Source organism: Aequorivita todarodis (genome assembly GCF_028561335.1).
Taxonomy (GTDB): Bacteria; Bacteroidota; Bacteroidia; order Flavobacteriales; family Flavobacteriaceae; genus Aequorivita; species Aequorivita todarodis.
Map to the genome: position 1 here is coordinate 66,042 of NZ_JAQQTG010000050.1, position 24,042 is coordinate 90,083.

27 protein-coding genes are annotated in these 24,042 nt (G+C 41.7%); 17 read left to right on the plus strand and 10 right to left on the minus strand.

Annotated features, from left to right (window positions below; genetic code table 11):
* Positions 1 to 65: 65 nt before the first annotated feature.
* A complete protein-coding gene (gene ahcY, locus POV26_RS14115) occupies positions 66 to 1,382 on the minus strand; it encodes an adenosylhomocysteinase (protein ID WP_272857110.1) in 1,317 nt (438 codons plus the stop codon).
* A 93-nt stretch (positions 1,383 to 1,475) separates the two neighbouring features.
* Here ahcY and POV26_RS14120 point away from each other — a divergent pair, with 93 nt between their 5' ends.
* From POV26_RS14120 to POV26_RS14160, 9 genes are all read left to right on the plus strand, one after another.
* Entirely contained in the window at positions 1,476 to 2,111 is a 636-nt protein-coding gene (locus POV26_RS14120; protein ID WP_272857111.1) for a 4'-phosphopantetheinyl transferase family protein, read from the plus strand.
* A gap of 3 nt (positions 2,112 to 2,114) precedes the next feature.
* Complete coding sequence (locus POV26_RS14125; protein WP_272857112.1) at positions 2,115 to 2,864, plus strand: phosphoglycerol geranylgeranyltransferase; 750 nt, start codon at positions 2,115 to 2,117, stop codon at positions 2,862 to 2,864.
* Positions 2,865 to 2,898: 34 nt separating this feature from the next.
* The gene (locus POV26_RS14130; RefSeq protein WP_045081418.1) at positions 2,899 to 3,159 is read left to right on the plus strand and encodes a thiamine-binding protein; all 261 of its coding nucleotides are present in this window, start codon (positions 2,899 to 2,901) and stop codon (positions 3,157 to 3,159) included.
* Positions 3,143 to 3,781, plus strand: coding sequence for a nicotinamide riboside transporter PnuC (gene pnuC, locus POV26_RS14135; RefSeq protein ID WP_272857113.1), 639 nt, complete (start codon positions 3,143 to 3,145; stop codon positions 3,779 to 3,781). The genes POV26_RS14130 and pnuC overlap by 17 nt, the downstream gene beginning before the upstream one ends.
* Positions 3,778 to 4,311, plus strand: coding sequence for an ATP-binding protein (locus tag POV26_RS14140; protein ID WP_272857114.1), 534 nt, complete (start codon positions 3,778 to 3,780; stop codon positions 4,309 to 4,311). The genes pnuC and POV26_RS14140 overlap by 4 nt, the downstream gene beginning before the upstream one ends.
* Position 4,312: 1 nt before the next feature.
* Positions 4,313 to 5,857, plus strand: a complete 1,545-nt coding sequence (locus tag POV26_RS14145; RefSeq protein WP_272857115.1) for a DUF4301 family protein — start codon at positions 4,313 to 4,315, stop codon at positions 5,855 to 5,857.
* Positions 5,854 to 6,258 carry an alternative ribosome rescue aminoacyl-tRNA hydrolase ArfB gene (gene arfB, locus POV26_RS14150; protein ID WP_272857116.1) on the plus strand — a complete coding sequence of 135 codons (405 nt, stop codon included), beginning with the start codon at positions 5,854 to 5,856 and terminating at the stop codon, positions 6,256 to 6,258. The genes POV26_RS14145 and arfB overlap by 4 nt, the downstream gene beginning before the upstream one ends.
* 315 nt (positions 6,259 to 6,573) lie before the next feature.
* Complete coding sequence (locus POV26_RS14155) at positions 6,574 to 7,008, plus strand: hypothetical protein (RefSeq protein ID WP_272857117.1); 435 nt, start codon at positions 6,574 to 6,576, stop codon at positions 7,006 to 7,008.
* A gap of 124 nt (positions 7,009 to 7,132) precedes the next feature.
* Positions 7,133 to 8,494, plus strand: coding sequence for a sigma-54-dependent transcriptional regulator (locus POV26_RS14160; RefSeq protein WP_272857169.1), 1,362 nt, complete (start codon positions 7,133 to 7,135; stop codon positions 8,492 to 8,494).
* Positions 8,495 to 8,496: 2 nt separating this feature from the next.
* Here POV26_RS14160 and POV26_RS14165 read toward each other — a convergent pair whose 3' ends face one another.
* Positions 8,497 to 10,956 (minus strand): ATP-binding protein, encoded by a 2,460-nt coding sequence (locus POV26_RS14165; RefSeq protein ID WP_272857118.1) that lies wholly within the window; start codon positions 10,954 to 10,956, stop codon positions 8,497 to 8,499.
* Between the two features lie 527 nt (positions 10,957 to 11,483).
* Between POV26_RS14165 and POV26_RS14170 the strand changes: the two genes are divergently transcribed.
* A complete protein-coding gene (locus POV26_RS14170; protein ID WP_272857119.1) occupies positions 11,484 to 13,685 on the plus strand; it encodes a TonB-dependent receptor in 2,202 nt (733 codons plus the stop codon).
* A gap of 12 nt (positions 13,686 to 13,697) precedes the next feature.
* Here the strand turns inward: POV26_RS14170 and POV26_RS14175 are convergent, their stop codons facing one another.
* A complete protein-coding gene (locus POV26_RS14175; protein ID WP_272857120.1) occupies positions 13,698 to 14,135 on the minus strand; it encodes a hypothetical protein in 438 nt (145 codons plus the stop codon).
* Between the two features lie 236 nt (positions 14,136 to 14,371).
* Here POV26_RS14175 and greA point away from each other — a divergent pair, with 236 nt between their 5' ends.
* Together greA and POV26_RS14185 are read left to right on the plus strand one after the other, a co-directional pair.
* On the plus strand, positions 14,372 to 14,848 hold the full coding sequence (gene greA, locus POV26_RS14180; RefSeq protein WP_272857121.1) for a transcription elongation factor GreA: 477 nt from the start codon (positions 14,372 to 14,374) through the stop codon (positions 14,846 to 14,848).
* A 2-nt stretch (positions 14,849 to 14,850) separates the two neighbouring features.
* The gene (locus tag POV26_RS14185; protein ID WP_272857122.1) at positions 14,851 to 15,246 is read left to right on the plus strand and encodes an HIT family protein; all 396 of its coding nucleotides are present in this window, start codon (positions 14,851 to 14,853) and stop codon (positions 15,244 to 15,246) included.
* Here POV26_RS14185 and POV26_RS14190 read toward each other — a convergent pair.
* A complete protein-coding gene (locus tag POV26_RS14190; protein ID WP_272857123.1) occupies positions 15,236 to 15,583 on the minus strand; it encodes a hypothetical protein in 348 nt (115 codons plus the stop codon). The two genes, POV26_RS14185 and POV26_RS14190, sit on opposite strands and share 11 nt — an antisense overlap.
* Positions 15,584 to 15,585: 2 nt before the next feature.
* On the minus strand, positions 15,586 to 16,737 hold the full coding sequence (locus POV26_RS14195) for a sensor histidine kinase (protein ID WP_272857124.1): 1,152 nt from the start codon (positions 16,735 to 16,737) through the stop codon (positions 15,586 to 15,588).
* A gap of 119 nt (positions 16,738 to 16,856) precedes the next feature.
* Here POV26_RS14195 and POV26_RS14200 point away from each other — a divergent pair, with 119 nt between their 5' ends.
* From POV26_RS14200 to POV26_RS14220, 5 genes are all read left to right on the plus strand, one after another.
* The gene (locus POV26_RS14200; protein WP_272857125.1) at positions 16,857 to 17,732 is read left to right on the plus strand and encodes a flavin reductase family protein; all 876 of its coding nucleotides are present in this window, start codon (positions 16,857 to 16,859) and stop codon (positions 17,730 to 17,732) included.
* A gap of 69 nt (positions 17,733 to 17,801) precedes the next feature.
* Positions 17,802 to 18,179 carry a DUF3127 domain-containing protein gene (locus tag POV26_RS14205; RefSeq protein WP_272857126.1) on the plus strand — a complete coding sequence of 126 codons (378 nt, stop codon included), beginning with the start codon at positions 17,802 to 17,804 and terminating at the stop codon, positions 18,177 to 18,179.
* A gap of 97 nt (positions 18,180 to 18,276) precedes the next feature.
* Positions 18,277 to 18,918: a leucyl/phenylalanyl-tRNA--protein transferase gene (gene aat, locus POV26_RS14210; RefSeq protein WP_272857127.1), complete on the plus strand. Its 642-nt coding sequence runs from the start codon at positions 18,277 to 18,279 to the stop codon at positions 18,916 to 18,918.
* Between the two features lie 70 nt (positions 18,919 to 18,988).
* Positions 18,989 to 20,737: an agmatine deiminase family protein gene (locus POV26_RS14215; RefSeq protein WP_272857128.1), complete on the plus strand. Its 1,749-nt coding sequence runs from the start codon at positions 18,989 to 18,991 to the stop codon at positions 20,735 to 20,737.
* 127 nt (positions 20,738 to 20,864) lie between these two features.
* Positions 20,865 to 21,206, plus strand: coding sequence for a hypothetical protein (locus POV26_RS14220; RefSeq protein WP_272857129.1), 342 nt, complete (start codon positions 20,865 to 20,867; stop codon positions 21,204 to 21,206).
* Between the two features lie 6 nt (positions 21,207 to 21,212).
* Here the strand turns inward: POV26_RS14220 and POV26_RS14225 are convergent, their stop codons facing one another.
* From POV26_RS14225 to POV26_RS14245, 5 genes are all read right to left on the minus strand, one after another.
* On the minus strand, positions 21,213 to 21,782 hold the full coding sequence (locus POV26_RS14225; protein WP_272857130.1) for a DNA-3-methyladenine glycosylase I: 570 nt from the start codon (positions 21,780 to 21,782) through the stop codon (positions 21,213 to 21,215).
* A gap of 116 nt (positions 21,783 to 21,898) precedes the next feature.
* The gene (locus POV26_RS14230; protein WP_272857131.1) at positions 21,899 to 22,621 is read right to left on the minus strand and encodes a hypothetical protein; all 723 of its coding nucleotides are present in this window, start codon (positions 22,619 to 22,621) and stop codon (positions 21,899 to 21,901) included.
* A 71-nt stretch (positions 22,622 to 22,692) separates the two neighbouring features.
* On the minus strand, positions 22,693 to 23,397 hold the full coding sequence (truB, locus tag POV26_RS14235) for a tRNA pseudouridine(55) synthase TruB (protein WP_272857132.1): 705 nt from the start codon (positions 23,395 to 23,397) through the stop codon (positions 22,693 to 22,695).
* Entirely contained in the window at positions 23,387 to 23,731 is a 345-nt protein-coding gene (locus POV26_RS14240) for a HepT-like ribonuclease domain-containing protein (RefSeq protein WP_272857133.1), read from the minus strand. Before POV26_RS14240 ends, truB begins: the two co-directional genes overlap by 11 nt.
* Positions 23,718 to 24,005: a nucleotidyltransferase family protein gene (locus POV26_RS14245; protein WP_272857134.1), complete on the minus strand. Its 288-nt coding sequence runs from the start codon at positions 24,003 to 24,005 to the stop codon at positions 23,718 to 23,720. Before POV26_RS14245 ends, POV26_RS14240 begins: the two co-directional genes overlap by 14 nt.
* Positions 24,006 to 24,042 lie beyond the last annotated feature (37 nt).

Sequence of the window (24,042 nt, forward strand, 5' to 3'; positions counted from 1 at the left end):
ACCCTCACATTAGAGCAAGGGTTTTAGTTAAAAAAGTATGAGATTCCCGCCTTCGCGGGAATTCATTAATATCTATAATACTCAGGCTTAAACGGCCCCTCAACAGTAACGCCAATGTATTCGGCTTGTTCTTCAGTAAGCTCGGTAAGTTCAACCCCGATTTTCTCAAGGTGAAGTTTCGCTACCTTTTCATCCAAATGCTTTGGAAGCATATAAACTTCATTTTCGTAGTTTTCGCCATTTTTCCAAAGCTCTATCTGTGCCAAAGTCTGGTTGGTAAAACTGTTGCTCATCACAAAACTTGGGTGACCCGTTGCACAGCCAAGGTTTACCAATCGGCCTTCGGCCAAAAGGATAATGTCCTTTCCGTTGATGGTGTATTTATCAACCTGTGGCTTAATTTCAACGTGGGTGTTGCCGTGGTTTTTCTTCAACCAAGCAACGGCAATCTCATTGTCAAAATGCCCAATGTTACAAACGATGGTTTTGTCTTTCATCGCTTCAAAATGCTCTCCGCGAACAATGTCTTTGTTTCCTGTTGTTGTAATTACAATATCAGCATTGCCAACAACGGTTTCCAATTTTTTCACTTCAAACCCGTCCATTGCAGCTTGTAGCGCACAAATTGGGTCAATTTCGGTAACGGCAACAATACTTCCCGCACCTTTAAACGAAGCGGCAGTTCCTTTACCCACATCACCATAACCGCAAACAACCACACGTTTTCCTGCCATCATAATGTCAGTAGCACGGCGGATTGCATCCACGGCACTTTCGCGGCACCCGTATTTGTTATCGAATTTACTTTTGGTAACGCTATCGTTAATGTTGATAGCCGGCATTGGCAAGGTTCCTTTTTTCACGCGCTCGTAAAGACGGTGAACACCAGTGGTAGTTTCTTCAGAAATACCTTTTACGCCAGCGGCAAGCTCTGGGTATTTGTCCAAGACCATATTGGTTAAATCGCCTCCATCATCAAGGATCATATTTAACGGTTTGCGGTCCTCGCCAAAGAAAAGCGTTTGCTCAATGCACCAGTCAAATTCCTCCTCGGTCATCCCCTTCCAAGCATAGACCGGAATTCCAGCAGCAGCAATTGCGGCGGCAGCGTGGTCTTGGGTGGAGAAAATGTTGCAAGAGCTCCAAGTAACTTCGGCCCCCAATGCAACTAAAGTTTCAATAAGCACCGCGGTTTGAATGGTCATATGAAGACATCCCGCAATGCGCGCACCTTTCAAAGGCTGCTCGTCTCCGTATTCTTCACGCAAACTCATAAGCCCCGGCATTTCCGCTTCGGCAAGCTCAATTTCTTTTCTTCCCCAGTCTGCCAGGGAAATATCTTTTACTTTAAACGCCGTGTAAGGCACAGTTTTCGTTGACATATTTGTTATATTTATACCCTTAAAAGCGGGCATTTGTTAAAAATAATTTCTGTTTTTCAGTCCGCAAAAGTACACAATATCCTTTAAAAGTTTATGCCACTTTACAAAACTATAACAGTAAATCCCCACACTAAAGTCTTCATTTGGAAGATTGAAGAGTCTTTTGAAGCACTTTCCGAAGGAATCCAACTTACCCCAAATTGCGCCAATCGTGTAAACAATATGAAAAGCGACCTGCACCGTCGCGGGTTTATGAGCATTCGGCATTTGATGGCCCTGGAAGGATATACGGACCAGGATTTGTATTACGATGAAAACGGAAAACCGCATTTAACGGGCGATAAGCATATTTCCATTACCCATTCCTTCATCTTTGCGGCGATAATCATTAGCGATATTGAAGTGGGAATAGACATTGAAAAGCAGCGCAATAAAATCCTGAAAATAGCGCACAAATTCACTCCAATCGAAGAATACCGCACCATCGCCAATGAAGACGCCCTGATGCGAAAACTGACAATTGTTTGGTGTGCGAAGGAATCACTTTATAAAAGTTTTGCCGAAAAAGGCGTGAGCTTTTTGGAACATATTTATGTGGAAGACTTTAGGCTCGACGACACCAAAACCACTGCTACCGTGACTTACGAGGACAAGGAGCAAACGTACGATGTGGATTTTCTGGAGTTTGAGGAATTCACTTGTGCCTATGCGCTTATTTCTGAAAAATAGCAGATGGAAGACATTTTTTATAAAAATCTTCTGAAATCGATATCCGAAAAGGAAAGGCAACTTGCCATTTTGATTGACCCCGATAAATTCAACAGTTCTGAAACCGATTCTTTTCTGAAAAAAATTCCGAAGCAAACCACCCATCTTTTTGTGGGCGGAAGCACCGTTGCCAATGGCGAAACCGAAGCAACCGTAAAAGCGTTGAAAGCTGAAACAAATCTGCCAATCTTTCTATTTCCGGGCGACTGGTCGCATATTACGCCCTTTGCCGATGCGCTTTTGTTTTTAACATTGCTTTCTGGGCGGAATGCGGAATATTTGGTGGGTCAGCAGATAAAGTCCATTTCAAAATTGAAAAATAGTTCTTTGGAAATTATTTCCACAGGTTACATTTTGATTGATGGCGGCAATGATTCGGCAGTTTCAAAAGTGACGAATACGGAACCGCTTCCGCAGGAAAATATTGAAAACATTGTGCATACGGCATTGGCAGGCCAATTTATGGGGGCGAAAATTATTTATTTGGAAGCGGGTAGCGGCGCAAAATTTCCCGTAAAACCCGAAATCATTTCCGAAGTAAAAAAAGCTATCAACATCCCTTTAATAGTTGGCGGCGGAATAAAAACCGAAGCACAAAACAATACCGCTTACGAAGCTGGAGCGGATATGGTTGTGATGGGAACGGCGTTTGAACATCCCACCCCGGCCCTCCCTTCGAAGGGAGGGGGCAATTCCCCCTTTGAAGGGGGTTAGGGGGATGTTAATCTTAAATTAAAATTAATATACTATGAAAATTTCAGTAGAACTCACCCTAACTCCGTTACAGGACGATTACGAACCCGCAATAATCAATTTTATAAAAAGCCTTCGAAATTCTGGGCTGACGGTTTTGGAAAATCCGCTAAGCACACAGGTTTACGGCGATTATGATGCGGTGATGAACCTTCTTCAAAAAGAAATGAAAGTAGCATTGGAAGCTGTGGAAAGAGGTTTGCTTTACATCAAAATAGTAAAATCAGACCGCAGCGACTATGAGCCCCATTTTTGATTGGTTTTTTGCGCAATACGCCGAAGTTCCCACACATTTAATAGTGCTGGAACTCATCGGCGTGTTTTTTGGTTTTTTGAGCGTGTGGTTCAGCAAGCAGGATAATATTCTCGTATATCCCACGGGGATTATCAGCACGGCTATTTTTGTTTACATTCTCGCTGTTTATGGGCTTTTGGGCGATATGATGATAAACGCCTATTACTTCGCAATGAGCATTTACGGCTGGTATATTTGGACCCGAAAAGTGGATGCGACCCATTATACGCCCATTACAAAGGCTACAAAAACCGAAAACAAACAATCTATTTACATTTTTGTTGCAACGCTTATTTTCGTTTTTGCGGTCTATGAATTTTTCGACAAATGGAACAATTGGACAGCCTATGTTGACACGATTACGACTGCAATTTTCTTCGTAGGAATGTGGCTTATGGCGAAAAAGAAACTCGAAAACTGGATCTATTGGATTATTGGCGACCTAATTTCCGTGCCACTATACCTTTATAAAGGACTCGTGTTTACTTCGTTCCAATACCTATTATTTACTATTATTGCCATTTACGGATACCGCGCTTGGAAAAGAAACCTAAATATACCCGAAACCAGTCTGCTGAATTGATTAAAGTAGTTTTATACGGTCCCGAATCTACTGGCAAAACTACTTTGGCAAAACAATTGGCGAAACACTACAAAACGCATTGGGTACCGGAATATATGCGGGAATACCTTCAAAAAAAGTGGGATATTGAAAAGAAATTTGTTGAAAAAGAAGATTTAATTCCCATCGCAAAAGGGCAATTGCAACTTGAAAAGAAGGCTTTCCAACAAGTTGAAAATCTGCTGATTTGCGATACAAATCTGCTCGAACTAAAAGTCTATTCGGAATATTATTACGATGGATTTTGTCCTTCGGAAATAAAAACCGAAGCAACCAAAGACAATTACAGCATCTACCTTTTGACCTATGTTGACACGCCTTGGGAGCCGGATATTTTGCGCGACCGTCCAAACAACCGCGAGGAAATGTTTCGTATTTTCGAGGCCGAATTGAAAAAACAAAATTTCCCATATAAAATTTTAAAGGGAGACAAAGAAGAAAGATTTGAAAACGCTGTCAAAATTATTGACAAATTGCTGAAGAAGAAATAAAATGTTTACTGATAAAAACTTACAACAAATAAAGAATCACGGGCTTTCGGAAGCTAAAGTAACACGACAACTCGAAATTTTTGAAGAAGGAATCCCGTTCGCAAATGTTGTTGAACCAGCTTCGGCGGATAATGGCATTGCGGTATTTTCAGAAAAGGAACAACGCCATTTTGCAGCGCTTTTTGAAGCTGAAAAGGACAGACTTGATTTGCTGAAATTCGTGCCAGCTTCGGGTGCGGCGACGCGAATGTTTAAGTTTTTGCATCAGTTTTTGGAGAGTTATGATTTTAATAATGAAGACATCGATGTGTTTCTTCAAAAGCAAGAGAATAGAAATTTGAAAATCTTTTTTGATTCAATCGAACAATTTGCTTTTTCTTCTTTGGTGAAAGAGAAATTGGAAGCGAAATTTCCCGATTTCGAAAATTTCGAAAAAGGAAAACGCTACTATTTCTTCGTAAAGGAAATGCTGGAAGAAAACGGTCTCAATTTCAGCAACACGCCCAAAGGTCTCGTTCCTTTTCACAAATACGGCGAAAATTATGTTAGCGCTTTTGGCGAGCAATTATACGAAGCAGCTTTTTATGCTAGCTCGAACGGCATAGCCAATTTACATTTTACGGTTTCCGCGGAGCACGAGGAAAAGTTCAAGAAACGTTACGAAGAAATTCAGGAAACCGTTGAAAATAAAACTGGCGTAAAGTTCAATATTTCCTATTCCTTTCAGAAAAAGGAAACTGATACAGTTGCCGCAACTACTGAAAACAAAGCTTTTTTAGATGAAAACGACGATTTGGTTTTCCGTCCGTCCGGGCATGGCGCACTTTTGGAAAATTTGAATGAAGTAGATGCCGACATCGTTTTTATAAAAAATATTGACAACGTGGTTTCCCAAAATTATGTGGAAACCATCGCTTTTCAGAAAAAAGTGCTCGCCGGAAAATTGCTTTCATTGCTGCAAAAAATCTTCGGTTTTGTGGAAAAACTTCACGCTGCAAATCCTTCTGACCTGTCCGCCGGGGCGGAAGAAGTTTTGAAAAACGCTTCCGAGTTTATTTCCGAGGAACTTTTCATAAAAAACACTCCTATATATAAAGAGGAAATTTTGAAAATTTTGGAACGGCCCATCCGCGTTTGCGGGGTTGTTGAAAATACGGGTGCTCCCGGCGGCGGCCCATTTCTTATAAAAGACAAAAACGGCAATCTTTCCTATCAAATCGTGGAAATGAGCCAGATTGACACCAATAATCCGCAACAAAGGGAATTGGTTGAAAAAGCCACACATTTCAATCCGGTTGATTTGGCCTGCGGCCTGCGCAATTATAAAGGCCAAAAGTATGATCTGCTTCAGTTTTCTGACCCCGATGCGGGTTTTATTTCACATAAATCGTATCACGGAAAACCCATAAAAGCACTGGAGTTGCCCGGACTTTGGAACGGTGCGATGGCAAACTGGAACACGGTTTTTGTGGAAGTGCCGCTCATCACCTTCAATCCCGTAAAAACGGTAAACGACCTTTTAAATCCCGTACACCAGCCGCAATGAACACGGAGCAATTAATTTCTGAACTTTCCTTTAAAGCCATCCGCAGCAGCGGGCCGGGGGGGCAGCACGTGAACAAAACGGCTTCAAAGGTGGAGGTGTCCTTTAATTTGGAAACTTCCGAAGCGCTTTCGGAAATTGAAAAGGAACGACTTCGTAGCAAACTTTCCACAAAAATTTCTTCCGAAGGAGTCATTACCCTGCAATGCGGCGAAACCCGAAGCCAGCACCGCAACAAGGCCATCGTTATTGAAAGGCTTATTGAATTGCTTCAAAAAAACCTGAAAGTCGCAAAACCGCGAAAGAAAACAAAACCTTCAAAAGGGGCGATTGAAAGACGTTTAAAATCCAAAAAAGAACATGCGCTCAAAAAGTCCAATCGCAAACCTCCAAAAATTGACTAATGATTCCGCATTTGCTCCCTTTAGGGCTGGGGTATCAGTTTCTACTCTCTTTAGGGTCGGGATTTTCTACTCCCTTTAGGGCCGGCGTAAAAAATTAAAGAATTTTACACAACAACTGTGTAATTTTTACACAACTGTGCTTTCCATTACACACTTTTTAGAAAATTCAATAATATTCAAAATCGAATAAATCACTGTTGTTCAGTGTTTTGAGGAATATTTCTATCGCCTTTTTTCTGTGGCACTACTTTTTCTATATACAAGGCAACAAACAAACTTAGAAACGAATAAATAATTTTTTAAAAACAAAAAACAATGAAAAAGTTAATTTTAAGCACAGCAATCGTATTGGGAGGTTTAACCGCAGCAACCGCGCAAGATAAAGAGCCAACTGCAATGAACGAGCAAAAACAAACTGCCGTTGAAGCGCAAGTGGAAAACAGAATTGAAGCCGCCCAAGACGCCGATGCCGTTGTTGAAACAGAAGCTACAGTTGCAACAGATGCCGCAACTGCTGAAATTGCCGCAACTGATGTTGCCCAAGACTATAAAGAAGTTAAAGCTTCTGAAGTGCCACAAGCCGTTCAAGATGCCGTAGCTAAGGATTTTAGCGGTGCCACTATTTCTAAGGCTTATGTGAATGCACAGGGAGACTATAAAATCGAGCTTGCCACTGCCGATGCCAAAAAAGCAACGGTGTATGCAAACGCAAAAGGCGAGTGGATTAAAAATGAATTAAAGAAGCAGTAAGCTGCGGGTATTTTAGATTCAATACTTCTGGGAAAGGCGTCCATAAATTGGGCGCCTTTTTTTATGATAAATTTAAAGTTTGCCCAGCCATATACTCACTATTTTTACGTTCTCAGAAAACGTAATGGCGCAGCAAATACATATAGTTGAAGACGATGTAGCTTTTGGAAAAATGCTCACTTCTTTTTTGGAACGAAAAGGTTTTAATGTCTCTGTTTCGCTTTCAGGCGAAAATGCCCGAAAAACCATTTCTGAAAACAAGTTCGATTTGCTGATAACCGATTTAAAACTGCCGGATGACTCGGGTCTTGACTTGCTTGAATTTTCCCAAAAAACTTCCCCAAACACCAAAGTGATTTTAATGACGGGTTATGCCGAAGTGGATACCGCGGTAAAAGCCATAAAAAAAGGGGCGTTGGATTATATCTCGAAGCCGTTTCGGCCAGAGGAATTGTTGATGATTATTGAAGCGGATTCTCAAAATATAGGATCTTCGGAAGAGCCCGTTTCAGAAACTATTGAGCCGAAACAACCTGCTTCCCAACCAACTTCTGAAAAGCCCAAATTTGTCATCGGCATCAGCGAATCCTCCAAAAAATTCAACGAATATTTAAAGCTGGTCGGGCCAACGGATATGTGCGTTCTTATTCAAGGTGAAAGCGGAACTGGAAAGGAAGTTGCAGCAAAAGCAATCCACAATTATAGTTCCCGAAAGGACAAAAATTTTGTGGCCGTGGACTGCGGCGCCATTCCGAAAGAGATTGCGGCGAGCGAATTTTTCGGTCACGTAAAGGGAAGTTTTACCGGCGCGGTAAATGACAAAAAAGGCCATTTTGAAGCTGCCGATGGCGGAACTCTTTTTTTGGATGAAGTAGGAAATCTTTCTTATGAAAACCAAATTCAATTACTTCGTGCTTTGCAGGAACGCCGCATAAAACCCGTGGGCAGCAATACCGAAATTGAAGTGGATGTCCGAATACTTTCCGCCACCAACGAAGATTTGCTGAAAGCCGTTTCCGAAGGGAAATTTCGCGAAGATTTGTACCATCGTTTGAATGAATTCTCCATCCACATTCCATCGCTGCACGAACGGAAAGAGGATCTTTTTCTGTTTATTGAATACTTTTTAAATGAAGCGAACAAATCTTTGGGAAAGGAAGTAATCGGGCTTTCGAAAGAAGTGGAAGAAGCCTTTAAAAACTACGCTTGGCCGGGCAATTTGCGCGAGTTGAAAAACGTAATCAAGCGCTCTGTTTTGTTGACCAATTCCCGATTGATTCCGTTGGAAGTAATTCCACGGGAAGTTTTGTTTGCTGAAAACACGAAAAAGCAAACCGTAGATTTTTCAAAGGAAAGCAACGAAAAGCAACTTATTTTGAACGCTTTAAAGGAAGCCGATTTCAATAAAACCAAAGCCGCAAAACTGCTGAACATTACCCGCAAAACGCTTTATAACAAACTGGAACATTATCAAATAGATTTGTAAAATCAGCTATTAGAAAGCGCATTTTGTAAATCCCGAATGTTCAAAATAAGCTTCTCAAAATCCATCTTCATTCCCACAGGTACAATTGTTTCGGCAGTGTAATCCTCCATTTTTTCGAGAATGGGAATCACCTCTTTTGCCTTTAATTGGCGGAACATCGTGAGCATTCGATGGGCAATTTCAGAAATAGTTTTTATGTCATTTTCGGCAATTGAATTTTTGATTTGCTGCAGATCTTTTTCGGTTTGGGCGTTGAAAACCTCAAGCACTTCTTCCAAGGCTTCGGGCGTATTCAAAAAGGATTTTAAAAGGGAAAGGTCGAATTTTCCATTGTCTGTGGAATTCGATTTGAAAATTTCATCCACAATTTTTTCTTCCAAAAAATTCCTGCGGTTTGGAAAAATGCGCTCCAAAACCGCAACCAGTTTCTGTTTTGAAAAGGGTTTCGGCAGCATTTCAGAAAACCCTTTTTTGAGGTAGAAATCGCGGCTGTGAGCCCTACTTCCCGTCATTGCTATTACGGGCTGATTTTTATAGGAATTTACTTCTCCATTTTTCAGGTTTTCCAAAACAGTAAAACCGTCGGTTTTGGGCATTTGGATATCTGTTAAAACGAAATCGAAATCCGAACCGGTTCGAAAACTCTCATAACTTTCAAATGCTTCCGAAGCAATATCCATCTGTTCAAAAATTTCCTGTAAAAGTGCGCGCATCGACTGGTCATCGTCTATAATTACGGCTTTCAGACCTTCAAACGAAATGTGTTCCTTCGGAATGGTTTTCGTCAAAATCCTATCTGAATTTTTCAGCGGAAGGGTTAAAATAAAGTTGCTTCCTTCCCCCAAAACACTTTCCACCTTTAGGCTTCCGCCCAAAAGTTCGGTGAGTTTTTTTGAAATTGCCAATCCTAAACCACTACCGCCAAATTTGTGTGCTATCTCTGTTTCGGCCTGTGTAAATTCGTCGAAAATAAGTTGCTGTTTTTCTTCGGAAATGCCAATTCCAGTATCGATTACGGAGATTTTTATTTTGGAAATTTTTGGAACACTGAGCGCAGTCGAAGTGTCAAGTTCTTCAACCTTAATTTCAACGCTTCCATTTTCGGTAAATTTGAAAGCATTGCCGACGAGATTATTTATAATCTGCCGAATCCGCAGCGGGTCGCTTTCATAAATTTTGCTTTTGATTTCCTGCGAAATGGAAAACTTCAAATCGACAGCTTTCTGTGGAAACTGCTGTTTTACAGCATTTCCGGCTTCAATGATAATATTTTCCAAAGAAAAGGGAACACTTTCAATGGGCAATTTTCCCGCTTCCAATTTGGAGAAATCCAACAAATCATCCACCAAATGTGAAATGAAATGCGAGCTGGAAATAATTTGTGCCAAATAGTATTTCTGTTTTTCCGAAAGGGTTGAATTTTCAAATAATTCGGAATAGCCGCTGATGGTATTCAAAGGCGTTTTTAAATCGTGGCTTACGGTGGAAATAAGCTGTTCGCGGCTTTTCAAAAGCGATTCCGCATAATTTTTGGATTCTTCCAAATTCTTTTTAAACCGTTCCGCCCTAAAAAAATCTGAAAGGATAAAATACGAAAACAGCAAAACCACGATACCGCCCAAAATTCCGGCAAACTTCAGGATTTCCTTGGTGCGTTCCATGGATTTTGCCCGCTGCTGCTTTTCCAGATTATTGTTCTTTGTAATTTCACGGTCAAAACTGGCGATGATCTCGCGCAAACGCTCAGAAATATTGAGATCGTTGCGAATCAATTCGTTCTCTTTTTGTATCAACGATTCACGAATTCGCGAATTTTCCTTTTTCGCCTCGGCAACAATATACCGTGCGGCAACGAGCATGGAATCCACGGTTTTCGACTTGACGGTGGATGTGTCGCGTGCAGCATCACTGTTGAGATAATCGGCATATTTCTGCCAAATCCTGCGTTCGCGCGGTTTCAATTTTGACGGATTTCTGATTAACGACTCCACCGAATTCAAGCCTACGGAAGCTTCCAGTTTACGCACCTCGCGCATAATATCGTCCAGCGAGGTATCTTTTTGGTTCGTCAAACGAAGAATTCGCAATTGTTCAATGTTTCGGTTCTTTTCCTTGAGCAGCGATTTTACGCTATCCAATTGTTTTATTTGAAAATCGTTGGTGGTAAGCGATTTTATCTCGTCTATTTTTCTGAAAAGCGAATCGGTCTTCGCCATATATTTTTCAAAATCTTCATCGCTTTCGGTTAAAAGCGCGAGCCTCGAAAAGCCATCGGTTTCGTAAACCAAATTGATGAGGGTTCCGGTTTCAATAAACTTTTTTTCGCCTGTGGTTTCATTGGATTCCGCAGTAAAATTTTTGAATTCGGAATATAAAAAAAAGCCCACTAACACAGCCAAAGCCCCCAAAACAAGGTAGCTGAGGATGATTTTAAAGGTGAATTTGTTTCTTGAAGTGGCCATCGTTCAAATGTAAAGAGGAATGAAATGGGGAAGTATTAAGGTTTTGATAAAAGTTGAGGTAAAAACATCCCTCCCAGCCTCCCTTCAAGGGGAGGAGTTTGATTTGAATTTAATTTATGATTTGAGTACAACAGAAAAAGTCTCCCTTTGAAGGGAGATTTAGAGGGATGTTTAGAGCTTATAGTTTGGATTATTTTGTAAATCTATATTACTATTTAAAAAGCCCACATTATAAATAAAAGGAATTGTATATTTGCCGAACATCTCAAAGGGGTGCAGATTTTAGTTATGGGTTATGAGTTATGGGTTATGGGTTGAAAAAACTCTGAACTCTGAACTCAAAACTCTGAACTCGAAGAAGCTGAGATTATACCCAAAGAACCTGGGCGGGTAATGCCGCCAAGGGATACAAATAGGAACCCCCTGTAATATTGCACGACGCAATGTTTTCAGGGTTTTTTTATATAAACCATTTAACAAACCAAGAATAACGCCCCTTTTATTCGTAAAAATTTAAAAAATTACGAATGAAAAAGTTATTGATTTCCGCAGTTTTTACTTCTCTTTTTATTACCGTTTCCGCGCAGGAAAAAACGCAGGATTCCACAAAAATTGAAGCCTTGGACGAAGTTTTGGTACAAGCCGTCCGAGTAGATGCCGATTCACCAATTACTCACTCAAACCTCGACAAAGAGGAGCTCGAAAAACGAAACCTCGGGCAGGATATTCCGTATATGCTCAACTATCTTCCGTCGGTGGTTACCACGAGCGATGCTGGCGCTGGCGTTGGCTATACCTACATTCGTGTTCGTGGGAGCGATGCTTCGCGCGTAAATGTTACGCTGAATGGAATTCCGTATAACGATTCCGAAAGCCAAGGCACATTTTGGGTGAATCTGCCCGATTTTACTTCCTCGGTGCAAAGTCTGCAATTGCAGCGCGGCGTGGGGACTTCAACCAACGGTTCGGGCGCTTTTGGTGCGAGCTTGAATTTGTTGAGCGATGCCGTTTCAAACGAAGCGTTTGGGGAAATTGCAAATTCCTTCGGAAGTTATAATACACATAAACACAACGTCAAGTTCAGCACTGGCTTGCTTTCTGACCATTTTGAAGTGGCGGGAAGGTTGTCAACCATTCAATCCGATGGCTATATTGACCGGGCCAGTTCCGACTTGAAATCCTATTTTTTGCAGGCTGCTTTTGTAAATAGGAATACGTTAATAAAAGCCTTGGTTTTCGGCGGCAGGGAAGAAACTTACCAATCGTGGAACGGTTTGGAAGACCCCGAAAAGCTTGAAAACGACCGTACCTTTAATTCTGCCGGAATGTACACCGATGAAGACGGAAACATTCAGTTTTATGACAACGAAGTAGATAATTATGCGCAGGACCACTACCAACTGCTTTGGAACCAGCGTTTCAACAATAATTGGAGCACCAACGTTTCGTTGAATTACACAAAAGGGAAGGGTTATTTTGAACAGTACAAAGAGGATGAAGATTTTGAAACGTACGGTTTTGAAACTATAGAAATTGGCGGAGATACCATAAATACAACCGATTTGATTCGTCGTCGTTGGCTCGATAACGATTTTTACGCGGCCAATGCAAATGTGAATTACAAAAACAACAAAATTGATTTTACTGGCGGGGCGTTTTATAGTTATTACACGGGCGACCATTACGGCGAAGTAATCTGGGCGCGCTACGCCAGCAATTCTGAAATACGGGACCGTTATTACGAAGGGAACGGCGAAAAAAGTGAATTCACCGTTTTTTCAAAAGCAACGTATCGAATCAATGAAAAGTGGACCGTGTTCGGCGATTTGCAGGGACGGTTTTTGAACTATAATATTTCGGGAATTACTTCAGATTTGGAGGCTTTGAATGTTGACGAAAACTATGCCTTTTTCAACCCAAAAGCGGGATTGACCTATAAATTAAATCCTTCAAACCAGTTCTATTTCTCCTACGGAAAGGCGCACCGCGAACCTTCGCGCAACGATTACGAACAGGGAATTGTTACGCCCGAAAAGTTGGACGATTTTGAATTGGGCTGGCGTTTTGCTTCCGACCCGCCTGCCGGACGGGCAGGAAAAACAAAAGTGAATACCAATATATTCTTTATGAATTACAAAGACCAATTGGTACTTTCCGGCGAACTGAACGATGTGGGCGCGCCCTTACGAACCAGCAGCGGAAAAAGCTACCGATTGGGGCTGGAAGTGGATGCCGAAATACAGCTTTTGAAAAATTTGCGAACGCTGCCAAATATCGCTTTGAGCACCAATAAAAATGTGGATTTCGTCACTTCCCGCGATGGGGAACTGGTCAATTTGGGAAATACAAATATTTCCTTTTCGCCTTCAATAGTTGCTGGAAATATGCTGGAATATTCGCCAATAAGGAAATTGCAATTGGGCTTTCTTTCAAAATTTGTGGGCGAACAATATATGGGCAATATTGACAGCGAGGCTTCAAAATTGGACAGTTATTTCGTGAATAACTTAAACATTGTTTACACTTTGGACTCGCTTCCGTGGGTAAAGGAAGTAGTTTTTTCAGCCTTGGTGAACAATATTTTTAACGTGGAATATATTTCCAACGGATACTTTTATACTTATGATGATGATTTCAGCAATCCCGGAACCGTTACTACCGTGGAAGGCGCGGGATATTATCCGCAGGCGACGATTAACTTTTTGGTGGGAGCTACGGTGAAGTTTTAAAAATCCTAAAGGTTAATTGCTAACCACAACAGTATTGCCATTGCGCTCGGCACGGTAAGATTGCATAGGGTATTTGGAATCGGGCTCAGAAGTATGTCTTCCATAGTTTATGAGATTATACTCATTGTCATCATTTTGGCAGGGGCAGCTCGCAATTGGACCGTTGATCTCCATTCGCGAACAATTGCTGGGCACGTGGTTCGGATCCGTTAAATCATAGGCAAAATATTGTGTTTCGCTTATGCAAATTACCACGATGCCCTTAATGCCTTGGGAAGTTACTACGGAATTTCCCGGAAATTTCAACGGATTGTATTCCGGTAAATTTAAATTTAAATTCAAACTTACAACGGGATCTGATAAATAGGGATTGCGCTCTTGCTTTTCATCTTTTTTTGAGCACGATAGCGTTATAAAAACAATTAAAAGAAAAAAGATTTTGGTTTTCATTAAAACAATAATATTTAAGGCCGAAATTACAACAAATTACGCAACAAGTAAATTTTTAGTATATTTGTTGGACACAATCCCGTCAAAGTATGGGATTTTTCTATTCCCGCCCGTTCGACTTACGCCTGCCTACCGTGCCGTTGGGCAGGCAGGCTCAGAATAAACTATGGCGGGAATCTTATTATATGGAATTTAAGAATTAAAAAAAGGGTTTGTAATACACAAACGATGAAGTTATGAGTAAAGTATCTTATTACACTGCCGAAGGGTTAAAAAAATTGAGGGACGAAGTGGACCATTTGCGCGATGTGGAGCGTCCAAAAGCGTCCAATGCCATCGCAGAGGCCCGCGATAAAGGCGATCTCAGCGAAAATGCCGAATATGACGCCGCAAAGGAAGCACAGGGAATGCTGGAAATGCGCATTGCCAAACTGGAGGAGATTTTAGCCAATGCCCGTTTGATAGATGAATCGCAACTGGATTTGAGCAAGGTTTTGGTGCATTCCACTGTAAAGATTAAAAATCAGAAAAATGGAATGGAAATGACCTATAAGCTGGTTGCCCAAAGTGAAGCTGACCTGAAAGCGGGAAAAATTTCTGTAGATTCCCCCATCGGAAAAGGATTGCTGGGGAAGCAGAAAGGCGAGATAGCCGAAATAGAGGTGCCAAATGGGGTGCTTAAATTCGAAATACTGGAAATTTCAAGGGACTAACTATGGCATCAATTTTCACACAGATAATCGAGGGGGAAATTCCTTGTTACAAAATAGCCGAAGACGACAATTTCATTGCGTTCTTGGACATAAATCCAAACGCAAAAGGCCATACGCTTTGTGTGCCGAAAGAGGAAATCGACAAGATTTTTGACATGGGCGAGCATATGTACCTTCAATTGATGCAGTTTTCGCGAAAAGTTGCACGCGCACTGGAAAAGACGGTTCCCTGCAAACGTGTGGGAATGGCCGTTGTGGGCTTGGAAGTGCCGCACGTACACGTCCATCTTATTCCTTTGAATGAAATGGACGATATGCGATTTACCAAAAAGGTAAAAATGACTTCGGAAGAATTTGAAATGTTGGCCGAAGCCATTGCCGAAAAACTTAAATCGTAGGAATTAGTAGATACACTACCGCTGCAATCAAAACAATTGCTGCGATTACTAAAATATAAAATAGCGGTTTTACCTTTAAATATTGTTTATTGGTTTCCGCTATTTTTTTGTTGTAATCAAAAACGCGCTCAATGTCTTCCGTCCAGTTTACGGGGTAAATATCGTTTTTGCAGGTATGGCAGTATAATTTGCTTTCTATTTCCGAAGCCGGTTTTTTAAAAAAAGGCGTTTCTTTTTCTTTCTGCGTGAAAGTAAATTCCAGACCATCAGTTCCAAAGCAAGTTGGACAGTTATTTTTTAATCGCGCTGTATGCAGGGTGTGGGTTCTTTGTTTCATTATTAATTTTCTGTCTTTAGGGCAATTTCCATAGTGGTGCCTTGGTTTGGGATGCTTTTTGAAACGCGAATTTTTCCATTGTGGTATTCCTCAATAATGCGTTTTGCCAGCGAAAGTCCCAAGCCCCAGCCCCGTTTTTTGGTGGTGTGCCCCGGTGTAAAAATTTTTCGGTACTCACTCTTTGTGAGCCCTTTCCCGGTATCGCTTATTCGGATAAAAACAAATTTCGAATTTTTTTCTATGGAAATGGTAATCCTTCCCTTCCCCTTCATGGCGTCAATGCCGTTTTTTACCAAATTCTCAATGGTCCAGCTAAAAAGTTGCGGATTCATTTTAACATAAATAGGCTTATCGGGAACAACCAGTTGAAAATCTATAAGTTTTGATGAGCGTTTTTGAAGATATTGAAACGAGGCTCTCGTTTCGGCAACCACATCACAGCGTTCCAGTTTCGGCACCGAACCTATTTTTGAAAAACGGTCCGTGATGGTTTCCAATCGGGAAATATCCTTCTCCATTTCGGTAATATATTCCGGGTTTACTTTTTCGGTTTTTAAAATTTCGGTCCAGCCAACCAAAGAGGAAAGGGGCGTGCCAATCTGGTGTGCCGTTTCCTTGGCCATTCCCGCCCACAGCCGGTTCTGTTCGGCAGATTTTGAGGTTTTGTAAAAAAGATAAACGGCTAAAATGAAAAGGAAAATTATTAAAATCAGCGCTGCGGGATAATATTTCAATTTGTTTATCAAGGGTGAATTGCCGTAATATATCGTAGATAATAATTCATCGTCACTTCTTATATCGATTGGTTGGTATTCAGATTTAAATTTTTCAACAAGCCTTTTCTTTTTTTCAAGCGTATTTACCTCAGATGAGTCAATATTTTTTTCGGTATAAACTTTTTCTTTATAGGTATAAAGAATCATTGGGGTAGTCGTGTTTCCTTGAATAATGATAGGAATAACCTCGCCTACTGGCGCATCCAGTGGATTATTTTGAATAAAATCATGATACGCGGCCGCCCAAATCTCCATCTTGGCGCGTTCGTTTTCCTTCAGTTGATTGAAGAAAATATAAGTATTCCACAAAATCAGGCTGATGATTAAAAGCGAAGCCAAAATAAAACCCCAGCGGGAGAGTGATTTATTGCGAAACATAAATAATTATTAATTGCAGCGATGCTTTCCAAAAGCAGGTTTAAATATAAAGCAAATATGTTGATATTATTGTATAATCAAGTTTTTACAAGCTATAATCTTTGGGTACATTTGCAGCAATGATTTCTATTGAACCACACGAATTATCCACCGCAAAACTGCACGGTTACCTTTTGGGCGCCGTTTCGCCACGGCCAATCTGCTTTGCGAGCACCGTGGACAGCGAGGGAAACGTGAACCTTTCGCCTTTTAGCTTTTTTAATGTTTTTAGCGCACGGCCGCCAATCCTGGTGTTTTCGCCAGCCCGCCGCGGCCGCGACAATACCACGAAACATACCTATGAAAATGTTTTGGAAGTGCCCGAAGTGGCCATAAACATTGTGAGCTTCAATATGGTGCAGCAAGTATCGCTCTCTTCCACGGAATATGCCAAAGGCGTAAACGAATTTACAAAAGCAGGCTTTACCGAGATTCCTTCCGAACTAATAAAACCGCCCCGCGTTGCCGAAGCGCCCGTACAGCTGGAATGCAAAGTGAACGACGTAATTAAGCTCGGCACTGAAGGCGGCGCAGGAAATTTGGTGATTTGTGAAGTGGTAAAACTCCATATAAAAGAGGAAATTTTGGGCGAAGACGGCAGCATCGACCCTTTTAAGATTGACACGGTATCACGGCTCGGCGGCAATTGGTACAGCCGTGCAAAAGCGGGTCTTTTTGAAGTGCCCAAACCATTGACCACTTTGGGAATGGGCGTGGATAGTCTTCCCGAAGAAATCCGCCGTAGCAAAGTGTTGACGGGGAATGATTTGGGAATGCTGGGCAATGTGGAAAATTTCCCAAATTCCGAAGAAATTAATACCTTTATAAATGCTTCGGAAGAGTTGAAAAAATTAGTTGCTTCGAACAATTCGGAAGCTATTCATAAAAGGGCACAACAATTTTTATGCGATGGAAAAGTTGGAGAAGCGTGGAAAATTCTGCTGGCAACCCAGTAGGCGCGCGATTTATCGCGCGCAGTATTAATAAAAAATAACAATAAAGAATAAAGAATAAACAATAAAACGATGGAACTACAAGGAAAAATTAAGATGATAGACGAAACCAAGGAATACGGCAAAAATGGTTTCAGAAAGCGGGAGATGGTAATTACCACGGAAGAACAATATCCACAACATATTTTGATTGAATTTGTGCAGGACAAGACAGATCTGCTGAACAATTATAAAGTGGGCCAGGACGTAAAAATAAGTATCAACGTAAAGGGCCGCGAATGGGTTAATCCGCAGGGCGAGACCAAATATTTCAACAGCATCCAAGGGTGGCGAATTGAAAATGTATCGCAAGCTGCCGGCAGTGCAGATATGCCGCCGATGCCGCCCGCCGAGGCTTTCGAGCCCGCAAACGATTTTAATGAGGAGGAACATGACGATCTTCCCTTTTAAACAAGGGCAGGAATTTTCCCATTACTAAAATTGGCCTCGAAGGAATTAAATTTCCTTCGGGGTTTTTTTACGCGAAAATTTTCAGCAATTTTGAAATATGCACTTTTTAACCGACAAACTTTGGTTCCCAAATCCCAAAGAAGCGACTGAAGATGGCTTGCTCGCCATTGGCGGCGATCTTTCTGTGGAGCGCCTTCTGCTTGCTTACCATTCCGGTATATTTCCTTGGTTTGAAGAGGATCAGCCCATTTTGTGGTGGAGCCCGGACCCGCGGATGGTTTTGTTATCCGAAAATTTTAAGGTTTCAAAAAGTCTTCAGAGAACATTAAACCGTAAAAAATTCAAAATCACCTTCAATAAAAATTTTGAGGAAGTCATAAAAAACTGCGCAACGGTTCCACGAAAGGGACAGGCCGGAACGTGGATTACCGCAAAAATGCAACAAGCCTATATTGCCTTGCACAAAGCCGGACACGCCATTTCCATTGAGGTTTGGGAAAACGATAATCTGGTTGGCGGACTTTACGGGGTTGACCTCCCTCATAAAAAAGTATTTTGTGGCGAGAGTATGTTCAGTTTGGTGAGCGATGCTTCCAAAGTGGCATTTTATTATCTTTCGGAATACGTAAAAAGCAAGGATTACAAGTTTATTGATTGCCAAATTTATAATGAACATTTAGAAAGTCTTGGAGCGGAGGAGATTGGGAGAGGGGAGTTTTTGAGAAGGCTTGTATTGTAAATTTATAGAAAACAGATAACTATAAAATAATTTAAAATTATACCTTCGTAATCCACAATTCACTTTTCAAATGAAACATAAATACACAAAATACCTTTTGGTATTGTTGATGGCACTACAAACTGCTTTGGCCACTTCGCAGGAAAAACCAAACCTTCCTCACAACCTTACCGAAACGGAGAAAGGATTGGTTTCGGAATTTCAATTTACAAGCCCGCGATTTTCCCCTCCACCTTCGGGCCCGGTCCGCGCCGCCGCGGAATGGGAAGAGGTTGAATATCTTTTGGTAACCTGGAATCCATACTACCCAAATATCCTTCGGCAAATAGTTCAGGCCGGAGTGCAGGAATGTAAAGTGATTATTACCACACAGAACCAAGCTTCGGTTTCCAATTATTTAACAACAAATGGTGTGGATATAACCAATGTTACTTTTTTAAACGTGCCGTGGGACAGTATCTGGATCCGCGATTATGCCGGAAACACCATCTATTCAGACGATGTGGGCGAGCTTGCCCTGACTGATTGGATTTACAACCGCCCCCGTCCAAACGATGATGTGATGCCAGCAGCGCATGCCGCACAGGTGGGAATTCCGCTTTACACAACCAATTCCGGGACCAACGATTTGGTGAACACCGGCGGAAATTATATGAGCGATGGCTTGGGCAATGCCTTTGCCTCAAAATTGATTTTGAATGAAAATGCCACTGGAAATCCCTACGGAGTAAGCGTTAAAACCGAAGCCCAAATTGACGGGATTATGCAGGAATATATGGGAATTAACCGTTTCGTTAAAATGAATACATTGCCTTATGACGTAATCCACCATATTGATATGCACATGAAACTGTTAGATGAGGAAACCATCCTCGTGAGCAAATATCCTCCAGGAGTAGCCGATGGCCCACAGATTGAGGCGAATATCCAGTATGTTCTGGATAATTTTCAGTCGCCATTCGGAACGCCCTACGATATTGAATGGATTGACGCGCCGCCAAGTCCGAACGGAAACTACCCAAATACGGGCGGTCCATACAATACCTATAGCAATGCGGTTTTCGTGAACAAAACCATTATGGTGCCCACCTACCGTCCCGAGGTAGATGCCCCGGCGTTGGCGCAATATCAGGAAATGCTGCCGGGCTATAACGTAGTGGGCATTGACGTGGACGAGCCGGACGAAAATTTGATTGCCTCCAAAGGGGCCATTCACTGCATTACCCACACCATTGGCGTTGCGGAACCGCTTTGGATCGTGCATCAGCCCATTGATGAGGCCAACGTGGGAAGCACCGTCACCATTGAGGCAATGATAAAGCATATCTCAGGGGTGGCGCAGGCAAAGGTTTTTTGGCGCGAGGAAGGTGCAACTACTTATAATGAAATTGAAATGGCGCCATCAAACGGTGATAATTGGGCTGTAGATTTTACCATTCCAAATATTACGGAAAACATAGAATATTATATTTGGGCCAAAGCCATTTCCGGGAAGGAATTAAATCGCCCTATCGTGGCACCGGAAGGCTATTGGACTATTCAGGTTGAAACATTGTCGGCAGAGGAGTGGGCGCAGAACCATATTTCGGCGGCCTATCCAAACCCCACCACGGGGAAGGTTTCTTTTAATATGAATGCGATTCAGGGCCGAGTTTCCGTGAAAATCCATAATCTTTTGGGGCAGAAATTATACGAGGCAAAGATTGAAAACGGCAACGGAAAAATTACATTGGACCTGAACCCAACCTGGCAAGGAACGCTCTTGGTAACCTTTGAAGGCGATTTCGGAAAAATTCATAAAAAGGTAATTAAGTTGTAAGTTAAAGTTTGAAATTTTTTATCGGAAAGCCACAATAATATGTGGCTTTTTTAGTTTCTTTGGATAACAAACCTCGCGAACAGTTGTATCCCCGTACAAATTGTTTGCATTAAACTCAATATCCCCCATGATTACAAAGCGTAACCTGCTTGCCTTCTTTGTATTTGTCAGTATTTCCACCGTTGTTTTTTCACAATCAGTGCCGCGCAAAACCGATGTCAACAAAGATATTGACGTGGTTCGTGTTTATGAACAAGTGGTGGAGGAAGGCTACGGAACCCCGTTTATTTACGAAAAACTGGCTACTGCCTATTATTTTAAAAGTGAATATGGGAAGGCGGTTTCCTGGTTCCAAAAATTATTTTCTGAAGCGAAGAATACCGATCCAGAACTTACCCACCAATACAATCAAGCCTTGAAGGCTGTTGCTGCCACCAAAGCCATAAATTCCGGGAAAGATATTTTCTGAAAAAAATCACACTTCGTGAAAGCGGAAGCAACTCTCGATATGGTCGTTCACCATTCCGGTGGCCTGCATATGGGCGTAAATCACGGTGCTGCCCACAAACTTAAATCCGCGTTTTTTTAGGTCCTTGCTCAAGGCATCACTTTCGGGGCTCGTTGCTGGCGCATCTTTGTGGGTCTTCCAGATATTCTTAATGGGTTTGTGGTTTACAAAACCCCAGATATATTCGGTAAAACTTCCAAATTCCTTTTGGATTTCCATAAAAGCCCGGGCGTTCGTAACTGCGGAATGCACTTTCAGTTTATTGCGAATAATCCCTTCGTCCTGCAGCAGTGCGTCAATTTTGGATTGGTCGTATTTCGCAATTTTTTTATAGTCGAAATTGTCAAAGGCTTTTCTGAAATTTTCACGCTTCCGAAGAATGGTAATCCAACTCAACCCTGCCTGAAAGGTTTCCAAAAGCAGAAACTCAAACATTGTTTTGTCATCCTTCACGGGCACGCCCCATTCCTCATCGTGGTATGTTACATAAAGCGGATCGGTACCGCACCAACCACAGCGTACTTTTTCTGAATTCATATTTTATATTTTACAAATATTCCTACCCCAGTCCGCCCCGGTGGAAGCCAATCTCTGCACCCTTTTAAGGGTTGGGGGTTAAACTGTCAACTGCAACTGCCAACTGAAAACTTTTTTCATTGTTGCCCGGGAAAATTAAAGGTAATCGTACCCAACTGTTTCGCCTTGGAGGCATCCGTACTGAAACGCGCCTGCTCGGAATATTCCAATGCCGCATCAATCAAGCATTCGTTGGAAGTGGTGGAAGCGGTCTTGTTATAGGAGTTTCTTACAACCTTTCCCAGATTGTCCACTTCCACGTTTATTACAACTTTTCCCGAGCCATAACAAGTATAGACGGGATTTGGCAGGTCAATATCCTTGCGGTTTACCAACTGATAGCTAATGGTCGTGTTGCGATTGCCGCTTTTTACAACTGCCTCGCCCTCTTTTCCGGTTTCGCTATTGGAGAATTTCTTCTTTTTTTCTTTTTCAGGCTTTGTTAGTACTGTAGCTCCGTTCCCGTTGTCGCTTTTTGAATTTTCCAAAGCCTCGTTCATTTCTTGAAGTTTGCCCTCGGTGGTTTCCGTTATTTCTTCATCTTCGTTTTCAACAGAGGAAATAAATTTTTCGGCTTCGTTATAGGCGCGATTGGTTTCAATCTTTACTTTTTCGGGGGTAAGTTCGGCAATAGCGAGGTCCTCGGGCAATAATTCTTCCGGCGCCATCACTACATCATAGGTTTCCTCGGTGCTTTCCTCGCGTTCTTTGGAAAGTTTCACGCTGAATAGGAATAGCACCAAACTGCCCGTGAGCAGGGAAGTTATGAGGAACGCTCTGTATGAATAATTGAAATTCATTATTGCAAGTACCGAAATTTTGTGCAAAATTCCACAAAACTGCTGAAAATTAAGACGGTATTAAAGATATTTTAACTTGGAAGCGAGGCCTCGAAAGCTTCAATTCCCACCGCATCTTCAACTGAAAATTCGCCTATTCGGGTTCTTCGCAAGGCGGAAAGATGTGCTCCGTTATTTAAAGCCTTTCCGAAGTCATTTGCCAAAGAACGGATATAAGTGCCCTTGCTGCAGACCACTCTGAAATCTACTTTTGGAAACGCAATCTTTGTGATTTCAAATTCTGAAATTGTAACTGTTCTGAACGGGATTTCCACTTCCTCGCCACTTCGGGCAAATTCATAAAGCCGTTTTCCTTCTTTTTTCAATGCCGAAAAAACGGGCGGTTGCTGTTGAATTTCACCGATAAATTGTTTTGTGGCTTCGTATATTTCTTCCGAAGTAATTTCTGAAATGTCAAAGGTTTGGTCAATCTCCGTTTCCAAATCGTAACTCGGGGTAGTGGCGCCAAGTGTAAAAGTTCCCGTGTATTCCTTTTCCTGCGCTTGGAACGTGTCTATTTTTTTGGTGAATTTTCCGGTGCAGATAATCAAAAGCCCCGTAGCCAAAGGATCGAGCGTGCCGGCGTGGCCCACTTTTATTTTTTTTATTCCGAAGGATTTCCGGAGGAGCCAACGCACTTTGTTCACCGCTTGGAAGGAAGTCCATTCCAAGGGTTTGTCAATTAATAGTACTTGGCCTTCTTTGAAATCCTCGGCTTGAAGGGTTTTATTGTTCATTTTTGAGGATTTCAAGCAGTTGTTGTTTTAAAGGGGGAAGGTCATCTTTAACCGTTTTCCATATCATTTCGGGGAGCAACCTTTCATAATCATGAATCAAAACATCCCTAAATCCCGCCATTTGTTTCCAAGGAACTTGTGGATATTTTGTTTTGAAATCTTGGTCGATTCTTTTGGTAGCTTCACCTATCACTTCAAAACAGCGGATTATTGCAAGTTCAGTTCGCTTGTCTTTAAAAGTATCTTTATTTGAAGCATCATCAACTATAAACTCCTCTATATACCCTATGTATTCAAGAATATCGGAAATATGGCCCGTATTAATTTTTTTCATAGATGGTATTTAAATCCTGCATCACGTAAGGTTTCATCCAGTCTTTTAGTCCTCTTTTCGAAACTAAATCTATCTTTCTCATTAGTTTTTCTTCCAACTCTTGCTTCATTTCCACCAAATCAAACAAAGAAATACTTTTTTTGAAATCGTAAAGTACATCAATATCGCTATCCTCGTTCATTTCCCCACGCGCATAGCTGCCAAAAACACAAATCTGTTTGGGCTTGAACGGTAAAAGCGTTTCGATGATTATTTTGTTTATTTCGGCATCCATAACCTTGCAAAGATAGTGAAAAGAGCCGAGTGTTTCT